This window comes from Caulobacter sp. GW821-FHT11E11 (assembly GCF_058808315.1).
The window spans coordinates 765,346-779,307 of record NZ_JBXARO010000001.1; the positions used below are offsets into that span (position 1 = coordinate 765,346).

Consider the following 13,962-nt stretch of genomic DNA (forward strand, 5'->3'; position numbering starts at 1 on the left):
GGAGGGACCTTCCTTGAGCTTCTGGACGCGCCGCAAGGCGATCGACACCATCACCGCGGGACACGCGGACAGCCACCAGCTGAAAAAGACCCTGAGCTGGTACCACCTGGTGGCCCTGGGCGTCGGGGCCATCGTCGGCACCGGCATCTACACCCTGACCGGCGTGGGCGCGGGCCTGGCCGGGCCGGGCGTGATCCTGTCGTTCCTGATCGCGGGCGCGGTCTGCGCCTGCGCCGCGCTCTGCTACGCCGAGTTGTCGACCCTGATGCCGGCGGCGGGCAGCGCCTACACCTACAGCTACGCGGCCATGGGCGAGCCGGTCGCCTGGTTCGTGGGCTGGAGCCTGATCCTGGAATACACCCTGGTCTGCGCGGCGGTCGCCGTCGGCTGGTCGGCCCACGCCCACGGCCTGTTCGCGGCCGCCGGCTTCCCCGACTATCTGCTGGCCGGTCCCCACCAGGGCGGCGTCGTCAACCTGCCGGCCGTGATCATCTCGATGGCGGTGGCGGGCCTCTTGGCCCTGGGCACCCGCGAGAGCGCCACGGTCAACATGGTCCTGGTGTTCGTGAAGATCATCGCCCTGATCATCTTCGTGGCCCTGTGCCTGCCGGCCTTCGACGCCAGCCACTTCACCCCGTTCATGCCGAGCGGCTTCCAGGCCCATGTCCCCGCCGGCGCGGGCCCGGACGCCGCCAAGGTCGGCGTGATGGCCGCCGCCAGCCTGATCTTCTTCGCCTTCTACGGCTTCGACGCGGTGTCGACCGCCGCCGAGGAGACCAAGAACCCCAAGCGCGACCTGACCATCGGCATCGTCGGCTCGATGGCCGCCTGCACGGCCATCTACATGATCGTCGCCGCCGCCTCGATCGGCGCCTCGCGCACCGAGGTGTTCTCCAAGAGCGAAGCGCCGCTGGTCTTCATCCTGGAGAGCCTGCAGCACGGCAAGATGGCCCAGCTGGTGGCCCTGGCCGCCGTCGTCGCCCTGCCGACCGTGATCCTGGCCTTCATGTACGGCCAGAGCCGGATCTTCTTCGTCATGGCCCGCGACGGCCTGCTGCCGCGCGCCCTGTCGCGGGTGAACGCCAAGACCGGCACGCCGGTGCTGATGACCCTGCTGACCGGCGCCCTGTCGGCGGTGCTGTCGGGCTTCCTGTCGCTGAAGGACATCGCCGAGCTGGCCAATGCCGGCACCCTGGCGGCCTTCATCGCCGTCGGCGCCTCGGTGATCGTGCTGCGGCTGCGCGAGCCGAACCGTCCGCGGGTGTTCTCCACGCCGATCTGGCAGGTCGTCGCGCCCCTGGGCATCCTGGGGTGCCTGTATCTGTTCTACAGCCTGCCGGTGAAGACCCAGACCTACTTCCTGTACGCCCACATCATCGGGGCGGTGGTCTACTTCGCCTATGGCGTCCGCAAGAGTGTGCTGGCGCAAGCCGAGAAGGCCGCAGGGTAAGGCTTCCATTCTCCGAAGCCGTCGCTACAGTCCCGGTCAAAACAAGTGTTTGACCGGGAGAAGCGCATGGCCCTCGATCTGGAAACCCGCGAGCAACTGCTCGAGACGGTGGCGCGCTTCGTGGCCGAGCGCCTGCGCCCCATCGAGGCCAAGGTCGCCGAGGACGACGCCGTCCCGGCCGACGTGATCGAGGAGATGAAGGCCCTCGGCCTCTTCGGCCTCTCCATCCCCGAAGAATACGGCGGCCTGGGCCTCAACATGGAGGAAGAGGCGCTGGTGGCCATCGAGCTGGGCCGCGCCTCGCCGGCCTTCCGCTCGGTGTTCGGCACCAATGTCGGCATCGGCAGCCAGGGCCTCGTCATGTTCGGCAACGACGCCCAGAAGGCCAAGTGGCTGGAAGGCATAGCGTCCGGTGAGACCATCACCTCCTTCGCCCTGACCGAGCCGGAAGCCGGCTCCGACAGCGCCGCCGTGCAGACCCGCGCCACGCTGGAAGGCGACCACTACGTCCTGAACGGCGCCAAGCGCTACATCACCAACGCCGGCAAGGCCTCGCTGTTCACGGTGATGGCCCGCACCAATCCCGACGTGAAGGGCGGGGGCGGGGTCTCGGCCTTCCTGGTGCCGAGCGGCCTACCGGGGCTCTCCGTGAGCAAGCCCGAGAAGAAGATGGGCCAGCAGGGCGCCCACATCCACGACGTCACCTTCGACAATGTCCGTGTGCCGGTCGAGAACCGCCTGGGCGAGGAGGGCGAGGGCTTCAAGGTCGCCATGCAGGTGCTGGATCGCGGCCGCCTGCACATCGCCGCCGTCTGCGTGGGTGTGGCCGAGCGGCTGATCGCCGACTGCGTGGCCTATGCCAGCGAGCGCAAGCAGTTCGGCCAGCCGATCGCCAGCTTCCAGCTGATCCAGGCGATGATCGCCGACAGCAAGACCGAGGCGCTGGCTGCGAAGGCCCTGGTCCTCGACACGGCCCGCAAGCGCGACGCCGGCGTCGGCGTCACCCTGGAGGCGGCGGCCTCCAAGCTGTTCGCCTCGGAGATGGTCGGCCGCGTGGCCGATCGCGCGGTGCAGGTGTTCGGCGGGGCCGGCTATGTCGCCGACTATGGAATCGAGCGGCTGTACCGCGACGTGCGGATTTTCCGGATCTACGAGGGCACCAGCCAGATCCAGCAACTGGTCATCGCCCGCGAAACCCTGAAACGGGGAGGCTAGGGCGCTCGGACACTGCGGCAGGATGTCGCAAGCATAATCGTGCTGGAATGTCGCGTGGGGGGACGAATTCCTCAGTCTACGCAAAGGTTTTCAAGAACATCGCTATTTGGTTGTGTCTGCTCGCCCCCACACCGTGTGCGTCACCTTGCCGCCAGTCGGGCGCGAATATTTAAGTTGGCATTAAGCATGCCAGACGAGCCTGCTCCCGCATTTTGAAACGGGGGCGGCCTTGAGCCAGGATCACGCGATCAACGAACGAGTGGCGTTCATGGGCCTGGACGACAAGGCGCGTGGCGCCTTGCGTGATCTGCAGCCCGTCATCCGCAAGACCATCGGCCCGGCGCTGGACGCCTTCTACGCCAAGGTCCGCTCGACCCCGGAAACCCGCAAGTTCTTCGGCGACGAGAAGCACATGCAGGCCGCCTCGGGCCGCCAGCAGTCGCACTGGGACCTGATCTCGCGCGCCGAGTTCGACGAGACCTACGTCAAGGCCGTGCGCACCATCGGCCAGACCCATGCCCGCATCGGCCTGGAGCCGCGCTGGTACATCGGCGGCTATGCGACGGTCAGCGAGCACCTGATCCGCGCCGTGATCGACGAGCAGTGGCCAAAGGGCTTCATGGCCAAGGGCGACCCCGCCAAGGCCGGCGACGCGGTCAGCAGCCTGATCAAGGCGATTATGCTGGACATGGACTTCGCCATCTCGATCTATCTGGAGACCATCGAGGCCGAGCGGCAGCGTCTGGAAAGCACGCGCCTGGCCAACGAGGCCAGCCAGAAGGCCGTTGTCCAGGCCCTGGGCGACGCGCTGGACCGCCTGGCCCAGGGCGACCTGGTCGGCCGCCTGAGCGCCGAGGTGACGCCAGACTTCCAGAAGCTGAAGGACGACTTCAACAACGCGGTCGGCATTCTCGAGCAGGCGATGAGCCGGGTGTCGGAAGCCACCAACGGCATCCGCTCGGGCACCGACGAGATCGGCGTCGCCGCCGACGACCTGTCGCGCCGCACCGAGCAGCAGGCCGCCAGCCTGGAAGAGACCGCCGCGGCGCTCGACGAGATCACCTCGACCGTCCGCCGCACGGCGTCGGGCGCCAAGCAGGCCCAGGACGTCGTCGCCGGCGCCAAGGCCGAGGCCGAGCGCTCGGGCGTCGTCGTCGACCAGGCCGTCTCGGCCATGGGCGAGATCGAAACGAGCTCGCGCGAGATCGGCAACATCATCGGGGTGATCGACGAGATCGCCTTCCAGACCAACCTGCTGGCCCTGAACGCGGGCGTCGAAGCCGCGCGGGCGGGGGAAGCGGGTCGCGGCTTCGCGGTCGTCGCGCAAGAAGTCCGGGCCCTGGCCCAGCGTTCGGCCGACGCTGCCAAAGAGATCAAGACCCTGATCGCCAACTCGACCGCCCAGGTCGATCGCGGAGTGGGTCTGGTGGGTCAGACCGGCGAAGCCCTGCGCGGCATCGTCGCCAAGGTGGCCGAGATCGACGAGCTGATCGTCCAGATCTCGTCCTCGGCCCAGGAGCAGGCCCAGGGCCTCAATGAAGTGAACACGGCCGTCAATCAGATGGACCAGGTCACGCAACAGAACGCCGCCATGGTGGAGCAGACGACGGCCGCGACCCACTCCCTCAAGGGTCAGACCGCCGAACTGATCAAGCAGGTGGCCAGTTTCCGGGTTTCTGGCGCCAGCCAGGCCGTCGCCGTGAGCAGGCCCGAGCCCACGCGCGCCGCGCCTCCGGTTCGCCCCGCCGCCCGTCCCACCGTTCGTCCGGGCGCCTCTGCGCCGGTCGCCCGCGGCAATGCCGCCGTGGCGATCAAGGATGAGTGGGAAGAGTTCTAGAGTATAGGGCGCGAAGGTGTTCGGCGGTCTCCAGACAGCAGAACGCCCCCGCCGACCGAGTCGGCGAGGGCGTTTTGTTTCCCCTGAGCGGAGAAGAAGCTTACGCGCCGCCCGGGAAGCGGAACGGAACCTTCACGGTGCCGGTCTTCGCGCCCATCGGGAGCTTTTCGGCGATGCACATGGCGGCCTTGTCGAAGCCCTTACCAGCGGCGCTGTTGTCGACGACCTTGCAGTCCGACAGCTTGCCGTCGGCGGCGCTGCATTCCAGCATCACCTGCGCGGCGTCGCGGGTGTTCGCGAACTGCTGCAGGCAACGGCCCATTTGGTCTTCGAAACCGCCGGCGGCCGAAGCGGCCTGAACGACGAAAAAGCTGCCAGCGATTCCCGCGGCAATAGCGATCGGATATTTCATCCCGCTGCTCCTAGTAAAGATGTCCCGTCCTGTGGACGCTGCGCCAACCGGACGCAGGAGCCTTTTCGCAGGTTCAAGTTAAGAGAATCTGAGTCGGCGAAGAATATTGAAGGTTTACTGCCAGGTAACCATCCGCGAGCGGCCGTCCGACTCTCGCGAGGTGCTCCTGTCTTTATAGATTCGCCGCGCGCGGGCCTGCGACGAAACGACCCGTTCGACACCACCTCGAACTATTATGTCGAATTGGCGTTTACCAAGTCAGAGTCTGTTAGGACTCTATGGGGATTATCCCCTCTCATGTTGGCGATCCGTGGGACGGAGCGCTGGTTGGAGGGGACCTCGCGATGAAACGGATTCGTCTCGTCGATTTGCCGTTGATTATAAAGATCGGCTTCGCACCGGCATTCGCATTGCTGATGCTGGCCTTGATGGCGGGCGGCGCCATCGTTGTTCAGAAGAGCCAGTCGGCCGCTCTGAAACAGGTCGTTGAAAGCGACATGCGCCAGAACATGGAGATCCAAAAGATCTCCAAGCGCATCTCGAACATCAACGGCGAGCTCTACACGGTGCTGACCCACAAGGCGGGCAACATCGATGTGGGCGGGAACGACGCCCGCATGGCGGCGATCCTGAAAGAGACCGACTCGGTGAAGAAGGACCTGGCCGCGCTCAAGGCCAAGCTCCCCGCCGCCGAACAACCCAAGATCGCCGAGCTGATCAAGTCGCTCGAAGAATGCCGCAGCGCCATCGACACCGTGTCGGGCATGATCGGCGTCGACTTCGGCATGGCCGTCGGCTTCATCGCGCCGTTCGAGGAACAGTACGCGAAGATGACCGGCCTGCTCGACCAGGTCGTCGCCGTCGCCAACAAGCGGATCGAAACCGAGACGACCAAGCGCCAGGCTGAAGCCACGGCCGCGATGAGCGTCACGATCGTCATGTCGCTGATCACCCTGGCCGCCGTCGGTGGTCTGGCCTGGTTCACGGTCATGACGACCCGCAAGTCGATCAACGACATCGCCGGCGCCACCGACAAGCTGTCGAAGGGCGACAACGCCATCGATCTGGAGAAGCTGACGCGCGGCGACGAGCTGGGCGCCATCGTCTCGGCTCTGAAGGTCTTCCGCGACAACCAGCTGCACTTGGATACGCTGCGCGCCGAGCAGGAAAAGTCGGCCGCCCTCACGGCCGACGAACGCCGCGCCAAGGAAGCCGCCGCGGCCGCCTCGGCCAAGGAAGCCTCGACCGTCGTCAGCAGCCTGGCCGAGGGCCTGGAGAAGCTGGCCTCGGGCGACCTGACGTTCCGCGTCACCGCCGACTTCCCGGGCGACTACGCCAAGCTGAAGACCGACTTCAACGGCGCCATGGGCTCGCTGCAGGAGACGATGAAGGTCATCGCCGCCTCGACGGACGGCCTGCGCACCGGCGCCGACGAAATCGCCCACGCCTCGGACGATCTGTCGCGCCGTACGGAACAACAGGCCGCCAGTCTGGAAGAGACCGCCGCCGCCCTGGATGAGCTGACCGCCACCGTGCGCCGCACGGCCTCGGGCGCTCGCCAAGCCTCGGACGTGGTCTCGACGACGCGTGGCGAAGCGACGCATAGCGGCCAGGTCGTTCATCAGGCAGTGTCGGCCATGGGCGAGATCGAAAACTCGTCCAAGCAGATCAGCCAGATTATCGGCGTGATCGACGAAATCGCCTTCCAGACCAACCTCCTGGCCCTGAACGCTGGCGTCGAAGCCGCGCGTGCGGGTGAAGCGGGCCGCGGCTTCGCGGTCGTCGCCCAGGAAGTTCGCGCCCTGGCTCAGCGTTCGGCCGAAGCGGCCAAGGAGATCAAGGCTCTGATCTCCAGCTCGACCCAGCAGGTCAGCCAAGGCGTCAGCCTGGTCGGCCAGACGGGCGAGGCGCTGCAACGGATCGTGGCGAAGGTTGGTGAGATCGACGCCCTGGTCACCGAGATCGCGGCCTCGGCCGCCGAGCAGGCGACCGGTCTGAACGAAGTGAACACCGCCGTGAACCAGATGGATCAGGTCACGCAGCAGAACGCCGCCATGGTCGAGCAATCGACCGCCGCGACGCACTCGCTGAAGGGTGAGACCGGCGAACTGGTCCGCCTGATGGCCCGCTTCCAGGTGGGTAACGGCGCTTCGAATTACGCCCGTCCGGCCATGGCCGACGCGGGTCAGCACGCTCCGGCGCGCAACCCGGTGGCCGAGCAACAGGCTCGCCTGAACACCTTCGCCCGTCCGGGCCGGAGCAGTGGTTCGGCGGCGGTCGCTCAAGCCCCCGCTACGGATGGTTGGGAGGAATTCTGATGGCCGCCGCGATCGCGCTGCCTGAAACCCTGGATCTCAAGGCCGCGGCCCCTCTGAAGGCCGCCCTCCTGGAGCGTCGCGGCGCGGCGATCACCGTGGAAGCCGACCAGGTCCGTCGCCTCGGTGGTCTGTGCCTGCAGGTTCTGCTGGCCGCCCGCAAGGCCTGGGATCAGGACGGCCAACTCTTCTCCATTAAGGGGCCTTCCGAGGCCTTTGTCGAAACCACCCGTCTTTTCGGCGCCGAAAGGGCGCTCCTCTCGGCGGAATTCCAAGGAGCTGAATCGTGACGCGTACGGTTCTCACGGTCGATGATTCCCGCACCATGAGGGACATGCTGCGCATGGCTCTGGTCGGCGCCGGGTTCAATGTGGTCGAAGCTGTCGACGGCGAGCATGGCCTGGAGGTTCTCTCCGCCCACCGCCCCGACATCATCATCACCGATATCAACATGCCCAAGCTGGACGGCTTCGGCTTCATCGAGGCGGTGCGGGTCGACGACGACTATCGCGCCATCCCGATCCTGGTGCTGACCACGGAAAGCGACCCGGCCAAGAAGCAGCGGGCTCGCGAAGCCGGCGCGACGGGCTGGATCGTCAAGCCGTTCAACCCGGAAAAGCTGGTCGACGCGATCCGTCGCGTGGCTGCCTAAGGGTTTGGGCCTAAACCGCCCGACGACAGTACCGAGTTTCACTGAGTACCCGTTGCTAGACGCGAATTAGGACGTACGGGATATGGACGAGCTAGAGGCCATCAAGGTCACCTTCTTCCAGGAATGCGAGGAACTCCTCGCCGACCTCGAGGGCGGTCTCCTGGCTATGGAAGAAGGGGCCGGCGACCTCGAGACGGTCAACGCCGTGTTCCGCGCCGTCCACTCGATCAAGGGTGGCGCGGGCGCCTTCGGCCTGGAACCGCTGGTGCGTTTCGCCCACGTGTTCGAGACCCTGCTGGACGCCGTGCGCTCTGGCGCCGTGGCGAACACGGTCGAACTGGCCGCTGTGCTGCTGCGCGCTTCGGACATCCTGGCCGACCACGTCAGCGCCGCTCGCGGCCTGGGCGATGTCGACATGGGGGCCTCGGCCGCCATGGCCGCCGAGCTGGAAACCTGGACCGACCCGAACGCGGCTCCCGCCGCCGCGCCCGTGGTCGAAGAGGTCCTGGCCGCCCCCGTTAGCGTTACCGCCGCGCCCGTCGTCGACGACGCGATGGATGACGACGACCTCGGTTTCGTGTTCGTGCCCCAGACCATCTCGGTCGAGGCGCAGGCCGCCGACGCCGACGAGGTCGCTTCCAACGTCTGGACGGTGTCGATCCGTCCGAAGTCGGACCTGTACCGCAAGGCCAACGAGACGGCCCTGCTGCTGCGCGAGCTGAACCGCCTGGGTCCGATCAAGGCGACCCTGGACGACAGCGCCCTGCCGGCCCTGGAAAACCTGGATCCGGAAGCCGCCTTCGTCACCTGGAGCGTGCGCCTGGAAACCGACGAGGACGAGGCCGCGATCCGCGAGGTCTTCGAATTCGTCGACGGCGACTGCGACCTGGAAATCACCCGTGGCGAAGCCAGCGTCAACGACGCCATGGCCTCGCTGCTGACCGTCGCCGAAGCGCCGGTCGTTGAAGCCGTCGAGCCCGCCCCGGCTCCGGTCATTGAAATTCTGGCTCCGGCGCCCGTCGCCGAGGTCGCGCCCGTCGCTCCGGCCCCCGCGCCGGTCGTCGAGGCCACCAAGCCCGCCGCCGCTGCTCCGGCCGCCGCCGCGACCAAGGCCACCCAGGTCGAAGTCCCGGGTCCCGGCCAATCGGTCATCCGCGTCGATCCCGAGCGTATCGATCGTCTGATCGACCTGGTCGGCGAGCTGGTCATCAACCAGGCCATGCTGGCGCAACGCGTCGGCGAATATGGCATCGCCCCGTCCTCGAACCTGGCCATGGGTCTGGATGAGCTGGAACAGCTCACCCGCGAGATCCAGGACAGCGTCATGGCCATCCGCGCCCAGCCGGTGAAGTCGGTGTTCCAGCGCATGCCGCGCCTGGTCCGCGAAGTCGCCAACATGACGAGCAAGCAGGCTCGCCTGGTGATGGAAGGCGAGAACACCGAGGTCGACAAGACGGTCATCGAGCGTCTGTCCGACCCGATCACCCACATGCTGCGCAACGCCATCGACCACGGGCTGGAAAGCCCCGAGGAGCGCAAGGCGGCCGGCAAGAATCCCGAAGGCGTCGTGCGCCTGGCCGCGCTGCACCGCAGCGGCCGGATCGTCATCGAGGTCTCGGACGACGGCAAGGGCATCAACCGCGAGCGCGTCTTCGGCATCGCGGTCAAGAAGGGGCTGATCGCTCCGGACCTGACCCTGACCGACGAAGAGATCGACAACCTGATCTTCCTGCCGGGCTTCTCGACCGCCGAGAAGATCTCGGACGTGTCGGGCCGCGGCGTCGGCATGGACGTGGTCAAGCGCTCGGTCCAGGCCCTGGGCGGCCGCATCTCGATCACCTCGCGTCCGGGCCTTGGCTCGACCTTCACGCTCAGCCTGCCGCTGACCCTGGCCGTCCTGGACGGCATGGTGGTCGACGTCGCCGGCGAGACCCTGGTCGTGCCGCTGGCCGCCATCGTCGAGAGCCTGCGTCCGAAGCCGGAAGAAGTTCGCCCGCTGGGCCCGGTCGGCTCGGTGCTGGCCGTCCGCGACAGCTTCGTGCCGCTGATCGACGTTGGCCACGCGCTGGGCTATCGCGGCCACTCGCTGCCGCCGACCGATGGCGTCGTGCTGCTGGTCGAGGGCGAGGACGGCTCGCGCGCCGCCCTGGTGGCCGACGCCATCCACGGTCAGCGCCAGGTCGTCATCAAGTCGCTGGAGCAGAACTACCAGCAGGTCGAGGGCGTCGCCGCCGCGACCATCCTGGGCGATGGCCGCGTCGCGCTGATCCTCGATGTCGACGCCACCATCGCCATGCGTCGCCGTGAAGGCGCCTCGCCGCGTCCCACCGAACCCACCCTTATCGCAGCGGAGTAAGTCATGACCGATCATGCCACCGCTACCGGCTCCAACAGCAGGGAGCTGATATCCTTCCGGGTGGGGGACCAGGAGTACTGCGTGGAGATCATGGCCGTCCGCGAAATCCGCGGCTGGAGCCCGGCGACCGTGCTCCCGCAAACGCCCGGCTTCATGCGCGGCGTCATCAACCTGCGCGGCGCGGTGCTGCCGATCATGGACCTGGCCTGCCGTCTGGGCATGCCGGTGATCGAGCCGACCGTCCGCAGCGTCTTTATCGTGGTCAATGCGGGCGACCGCACCGTCGGCCTGCTGGTCGACGCGGTGTCGGACATCCTGTCGATCAACGACGACATGGTGCAGCCGACGCCCGACATGGCCTGCGACACCGTCCGCAACTTCGTGCGCGGCATTATCTCGATTGAAGGCCGCATGATCAGCGAGATCTCGCTGGACCGCATCCTTCCCGAACGCGAGGCCCTGGCCGCCTGATGAGCATCGCTTCCGCCTCCACCCGTGAATCCGCCCTCGTCGATGGCGAGTTCGCGTTCACGACCCAGGACTTCAAGCGCATCGCCGCGCTGCTGTACGACCTGGCGGGCATCAGCCTGCCCGACAGCAAGGCGACGCTGGTCTATTCGCGCCTGGCCAAGCGCCTGCGCACCCTGGGCCTGCGCTCGTTCACCGAGTACTGCGCCTTCGTCAGCAGCGACAAGGGCGGCGACGAGAGCCAGGAGATGCTCCGGGCTCTGACGACCAACGTCACGCGCTTCTTCCGCGAGCCGCACCACTTCGACGACCTGCGCGCCAACATCCTGGAGCCCATGGCCGACAAGGTCCGCGCCGGGGGCCGCCTGCGCCTGTGGTCGGCCGCCAGCTCGTCGGGCCAGGAACCCTATTCGATGGCCTTCACGGTGCTGTCGGTATGGCCGAACGCCGCGGATCTGGACATCCGGATCCTGGGCACGGACATCGACACCAACGTGCTCGCCACCGGCCGCGCTGCTTCGTACGACGAGAGCCTGCTGGAAGGCATCCCGGCCGCCGTGCGCAACCAGTACTTCGAACGCGATCCTTCCGACCGCCGGGCCTTCCGCGTCTGCGAAGCCGCGCGCAGCTTGGTCGCGTTCCGGGAACTAAATCTCAACGGTCCGTCCTGGCCTATGAAGGGTCCGTTCGACGCCATCTTCTGCCGGAATGTCGTGATCTATTTCGATGAACCTACCCAGGAACGCGTTTGGAGCCGGTTCGCCCCGCTCATCGCGCCGGGCGGCCGCCTCTATGTCGGTCACTCCGAGCGCGTCGGGGCCTCGGTCACCGCGTTCGAAAGCTGCGGCCTGACCGCCTATCGAAAGGCGGGTCGCTGATGCCTAAGATCCGCGTTCTGGTCGTCGACGACTCCGCCACCATGCGGAGCCTGATCACGGCGGCCCTCAATCGTGACCCGGACATCGAGGTGGTCGGCGGCGCCGGCGACCCGTTCGAGGCGCGGGGCATGATCAAGACCCTGAACCCCGACGTCGTCACGCTCGACATCGAGATGCCGAACATGAACGGCATCGAGTTCCTCGAGAAGATCATGCGCCTGCGGCCGATGCCGGTGGTCATGGTCTCGACCCTGACCCAGGCCGGCGCCGAAATGACGCTCCGGGCCCTGGAACTGGGCGCGGTGGACTGCGTGGGCAAGCCCGCGGACGCCACCGGCACCCAGGAAGCCCTGGCCGAGATCGTCGCCAAGGTGAAGATCGCGGCGCGCGCCTCGGTCCGCACCAACGCTGGCGCCTCGCCGGCCGCGGCGCCGACGCGGCGCAAGGACTTCATGCCCTCGGGCGACATCGTGGCGATCGGTTCGTCGACCGGCGGGGTGGAGGCCCTGCTGTCGATCCTGACCCTGTTCCCCGAGACCTGCCCGCCGACGGTCATCACCCAGCACATGCCGGCGACTTTCACCGCCAGCTTCGCCGCGCGCCTCGACCGCGCCAGCGGGGCCAAGGTGCAGGAAGCCACCGACGGCGCGCTGCTGGAGCCCGGCAAGGTCTATGTCGCTCCCGGCGGCGCCACGCACCTGGAGGTCGTCCGCTCGGCCGGCCTGCGTTGCCGCCTGGTCCAGGGCGACCCGGTCAGCGGCCACCGCCCGTCGGTGGACGTGCTGTTCAACTCGGTGGCTAACGCCGTCGGCGACAAGGCGGTCGGGGCCATCCTGACCGGCATGGGCCGCGACGGCGCGCAGGGCCTTCTGGCCATGCGCAAGGCCGGCGCCAAGACGCTGGGCCAGGACGAAGCCTCGTGCGTCGTCTACGGCATGCCGCGCTCTGCTTTCGAACTTGGCGCTGTGGAGAAGCAGGTTTCCCTGTCCCACATGGGCCAATCCATTCTCGATCTGGCCTCCGCGAGGCGATGAACCATGCCGCAAGCTAGCTCCATCTCCGTACTCGTGGTCGACGACCAGCTCACCATGCGGGCTCTGATCCGCAATGCGTTGCAGCAGATCGGCTTCAAGGACATCCGCGAGGCGCCCGATGGCGAGGAGGCTCTCAAGAACCTCCTGGCCAAGCCGGCCAACCTCGTCATCTCGGACTTCAACATGCCGAAGATGGATGGCCTGGCGCTGTTGCGAGCCGTGCGCTCGCATCCGCCGATCCGTCAGACCGCCTTCGTCATGCTGACGGGCCGCGCCGACCGTGAACTGGTCCAGCGCGCCGTGCAGTTCGGTGTCAACAACTACTGCGTCAAGCCCTTCACCGTGCAGGGCCTGAGGGAGAAGATCGAGCAGGTCTTCGGAGCGTTGACCTGATGCAATTTGCTCATAACGACGACCCGGAACGGGCGATCAAGGTTCACGTGACCCAGGGCGAAAGCCATGTGACGACCGACCCGCAGGTGGTGATGACCACCGTGCTGGGCTCGTGCATCGCAGCGTGCATTCGCGACCCGCAGGCCGGCGTCGGCGGCATGAACCACTTCCTGCTGCCGGAAGGCGACGGACGCGGGGGCGGCGACGCCGTCCGCTACGGCGCCTACGCCATGGAACTGCTGATCAACGACCTGCTGAAGCGCGGCGCCCGCCGCGAGCGGATGGAAGCCAAGATCTTCGGCGGCGCCAAGCTGTTCGACGGTCTGTCGGACGTCGGCGCCAGCAACTCGGCCTTCGCCGAACGTTTCCTGCGCGACGAAGGCATCCCGATCGTCTCGTCCAGCACCGGCGGGGTCTCGGCCCGACGCGTCGAGTTCTGGCCGACCTCTGGCCGCGTGCGCCAGCGCCTGGTGGCCGTTGACAATGCGCCGCAGGACGTCCGTCGTCCTACGCCTGCCCCGATGCCTGCCGCTTCCAACGGCGACGTGGATCTGTTCTGACGCCCATGACCGCTTCGCCGCTGCCGTTGACGCCGATCGCCCCTGCCGAGGATCACCTCCCGGTTCAAGAGCTGTCGCGTCGCCTGGCGGCGGAGCTGGCCTCGGCCGCCGCCATCTGCCGCGACTGCGAGCAGCTGGCCGGCGACCTGGCCAAGGAAGGCGGGGCCACGATCGAGAATCTCTCGCGCCTGCAGGCCCTGGACGAACTGAGCCAGCGGCTGCACGGCCTGTCGGAAGTGCTCGAGCGCGTCAGCCAGAACGCGTCCGGCGAATGGAACATGTCGATCACGCCCGTGCTGAACGGTCTGGGCCTGTCGGACATGGCCATGCGCCTGCGCGCCGAGGAGCTGGTCGGCGAACGCGCCGAAGCCGGCGAACTCGACTTCTTCTAG

Annotated in this window: 13 protein-coding genes and 1 pseudogene; 13 read left to right on the plus strand and 1 reads right to left on the minus strand. The window is 67.2% G+C overall.

Going from position 1 to position 13,962, the window contains the following annotated elements; translation table 11 throughout:
- Positions 1-13 precede the first annotated feature (13 nt).
- The 3 genes from AC1RR5_RS03845 to AC1RR5_RS03855 all read left to right on the plus strand — a co-directional run bounded on the left by AC1RR5_RS03845 (position 14) and on the right by AC1RR5_RS03855 (position 4,502).
- The gene (locus tag AC1RR5_RS03845) at positions 14-1,450 is read left to right on the plus strand and encodes an amino acid permease (RefSeq protein WP_492919763.1); all 1,437 of its coding nucleotides are present in this window, start codon (positions 14-16) and stop codon (positions 1,448-1,450) included.
- A gap of 66 nt (positions 1,451-1,516) precedes the next feature.
- The gene (locus tag AC1RR5_RS03850) at positions 1,517-2,665 is read left to right on the plus strand and encodes an acyl-CoA dehydrogenase family protein (RefSeq protein WP_492919764.1); all 1,149 of its coding nucleotides are present in this window, start codon (positions 1,517-1,519) and stop codon (positions 2,663-2,665) included.
- A 229-nt stretch (positions 2,666-2,894) separates the two neighbouring features.
- Positions 2,895-4,502 (plus strand): methyl-accepting chemotaxis protein, encoded by a 1,608-nt coding sequence (locus tag AC1RR5_RS03855; protein WP_492919765.1) that lies wholly within the window; start codon positions 2,895-2,897, stop codon positions 4,500-4,502.
- A 100-nt stretch (positions 4,503-4,602) separates the two neighbouring features.
- On the opposite strand, the gene AC1RR5_RS03860 is transcribed toward AC1RR5_RS03855, so the two are convergent.
- On the minus strand, positions 4,603-4,914 hold the full coding sequence (locus AC1RR5_RS03860; RefSeq protein WP_492919766.1) for a hypothetical protein: 312 nt from the start codon (positions 4,912-4,914) through the stop codon (positions 4,603-4,605).
- Between the two features lie 297 nt (positions 4,915-5,211).
- On the opposite strand from AC1RR5_RS03860, the pseudogene AC1RR5_RS03865 reads away from it, so the two are divergent.
- The 10 genes and pseudogenes from AC1RR5_RS03865 to AC1RR5_RS03910 all read left to right on the plus strand — a co-directional run bounded on the left by AC1RR5_RS03865 (position 5,212) and on the right by AC1RR5_RS03910 (position 13,962).
- Positions 5,212-7,232, plus strand: a pseudogene (locus tag AC1RR5_RS03865) (methyl-accepting chemotaxis protein).
- Positions 7,232-7,519 carry an STAS domain-containing protein gene (locus AC1RR5_RS03870; protein ID WP_492858095.1) on the plus strand — a complete coding sequence of 96 codons (288 nt, stop codon included), beginning with the start codon at positions 7,232-7,234 and terminating at the stop codon, positions 7,517-7,519. The pseudogene AC1RR5_RS03865 and the gene AC1RR5_RS03870 overlap by 1 nt, the downstream one beginning before the upstream one ends.
- Positions 7,516-7,881 (plus strand): response regulator, encoded by a 366-nt coding sequence (locus AC1RR5_RS03875; RefSeq protein WP_099581620.1) that lies wholly within the window; start codon positions 7,516-7,518, stop codon positions 7,879-7,881. The genes AC1RR5_RS03870 and AC1RR5_RS03875 overlap by 4 nt, the downstream gene beginning before the upstream one ends.
- An 82-nt stretch (positions 7,882-7,963) precedes the next feature.
- The gene (locus AC1RR5_RS03880) at positions 7,964-10,237 is read left to right on the plus strand and encodes a chemotaxis protein CheA (protein ID WP_492919767.1); all 2,274 of its coding nucleotides are present in this window, start codon (positions 7,964-7,966) and stop codon (positions 10,235-10,237) included.
- Positions 10,238-10,240: 3 nt separating this feature from the next.
- Positions 10,241-10,708 carry a chemotaxis protein CheW gene (locus AC1RR5_RS03885; RefSeq protein WP_492919768.1) on the plus strand — a complete coding sequence of 156 codons (468 nt, stop codon included), beginning with the start codon at positions 10,241-10,243 and terminating at the stop codon, positions 10,706-10,708.
- Positions 10,708-11,583, plus strand: a complete 876-nt coding sequence (locus tag AC1RR5_RS03890) for a CheR family methyltransferase (RefSeq protein WP_492919769.1) — start codon at positions 10,708-10,710, stop codon at positions 11,581-11,583. The genes AC1RR5_RS03885 and AC1RR5_RS03890 overlap by 1 nt, the downstream gene beginning before the upstream one ends.
- Positions 11,583-12,617 (plus strand): protein-glutamate methylesterase/protein-glutamine glutaminase, encoded by a 1,035-nt coding sequence (locus tag AC1RR5_RS03895; protein ID WP_492919770.1) that lies wholly within the window; start codon positions 11,583-11,585, stop codon positions 12,615-12,617. The genes AC1RR5_RS03890 and AC1RR5_RS03895 overlap by 1 nt, the downstream gene beginning before the upstream one ends.
- A gap of 3 nt (positions 12,618-12,620) precedes the next feature.
- Positions 12,621-13,010, plus strand: a complete 390-nt coding sequence (locus tag AC1RR5_RS03900; protein WP_454718046.1) for a response regulator — start codon at positions 12,621-12,623, stop codon at positions 13,008-13,010.
- On the plus strand, positions 13,010-13,570 hold the full coding sequence (locus AC1RR5_RS03905; protein ID WP_492919771.1) for a chemotaxis protein CheD: 561 nt from the start codon (positions 13,010-13,012) through the stop codon (positions 13,568-13,570). The genes AC1RR5_RS03900 and AC1RR5_RS03905 overlap by 1 nt, the downstream gene beginning before the upstream one ends.
- A gap of 5 nt (positions 13,571-13,575) precedes the next feature.
- Positions 13,576-13,962, plus strand: coding sequence for a DUF8776 family protein (locus AC1RR5_RS03910; RefSeq protein WP_492919772.1), 387 nt, complete (start codon positions 13,576-13,578; stop codon positions 13,960-13,962).

Coding starts and splice junctions, on each gene's coding strand:
- AC1RR5_RS03850 (WP_492919764.1), top strand. CDS start 1,517: ATGGCCCTCGATCTGGAAACCCGCGAGCAACTGCTCGAGACGGTGGCG.
- AC1RR5_RS03860 (WP_492919766.1), bottom strand. CDS start 4,914: ATGAAATATCCGATCGCTATTGCCGCGGGAATCGCTGGCAGCTTTTTC.
- AC1RR5_RS03870 (WP_492858095.1), top strand. CDS start 7,232: ATGGCCGCCGCGATCGCGCTGCCTGAAACCCTGGATCTCAAGGCCGCG.
- AC1RR5_RS03880 (WP_492919767.1), top strand. CDS start 7,964: ATGGACGAGCTAGAGGCCATCAAGGTCACCTTCTTCCAGGAATGCGAG.
- AC1RR5_RS03885 (WP_492919768.1), top strand. CDS start 10,241: ATGACCGATCATGCCACCGCTACCGGCTCCAACAGCAGGGAGCTGATA.
- AC1RR5_RS03890 (WP_492919769.1), top strand. CDS start 10,708: ATGAGCATCGCTTCCGCCTCCACCCGTGAATCCGCCCTCGTCGATGGC.
- AC1RR5_RS03895 (WP_492919770.1), top strand. CDS start 11,583: ATGCCTAAGATCCGCGTTCTGGTCGTCGACGACTCCGCCACCATGCGG.
- AC1RR5_RS03900 (WP_454718046.1), top strand. CDS start 12,621: ATGCCGCAAGCTAGCTCCATCTCCGTACTCGTGGTCGACGACCAGCTC.
- AC1RR5_RS03905 (WP_492919771.1), top strand. CDS start 13,010: ATGCAATTTGCTCATAACGACGACCCGGAACGGGCGATCAAGGTTCAC.
- AC1RR5_RS03910 (WP_492919772.1), top strand. CDS start 13,576: ATGACCGCTTCGCCGCTGCCGTTGACGCCGATCGCCCCTGCCGAGGAT.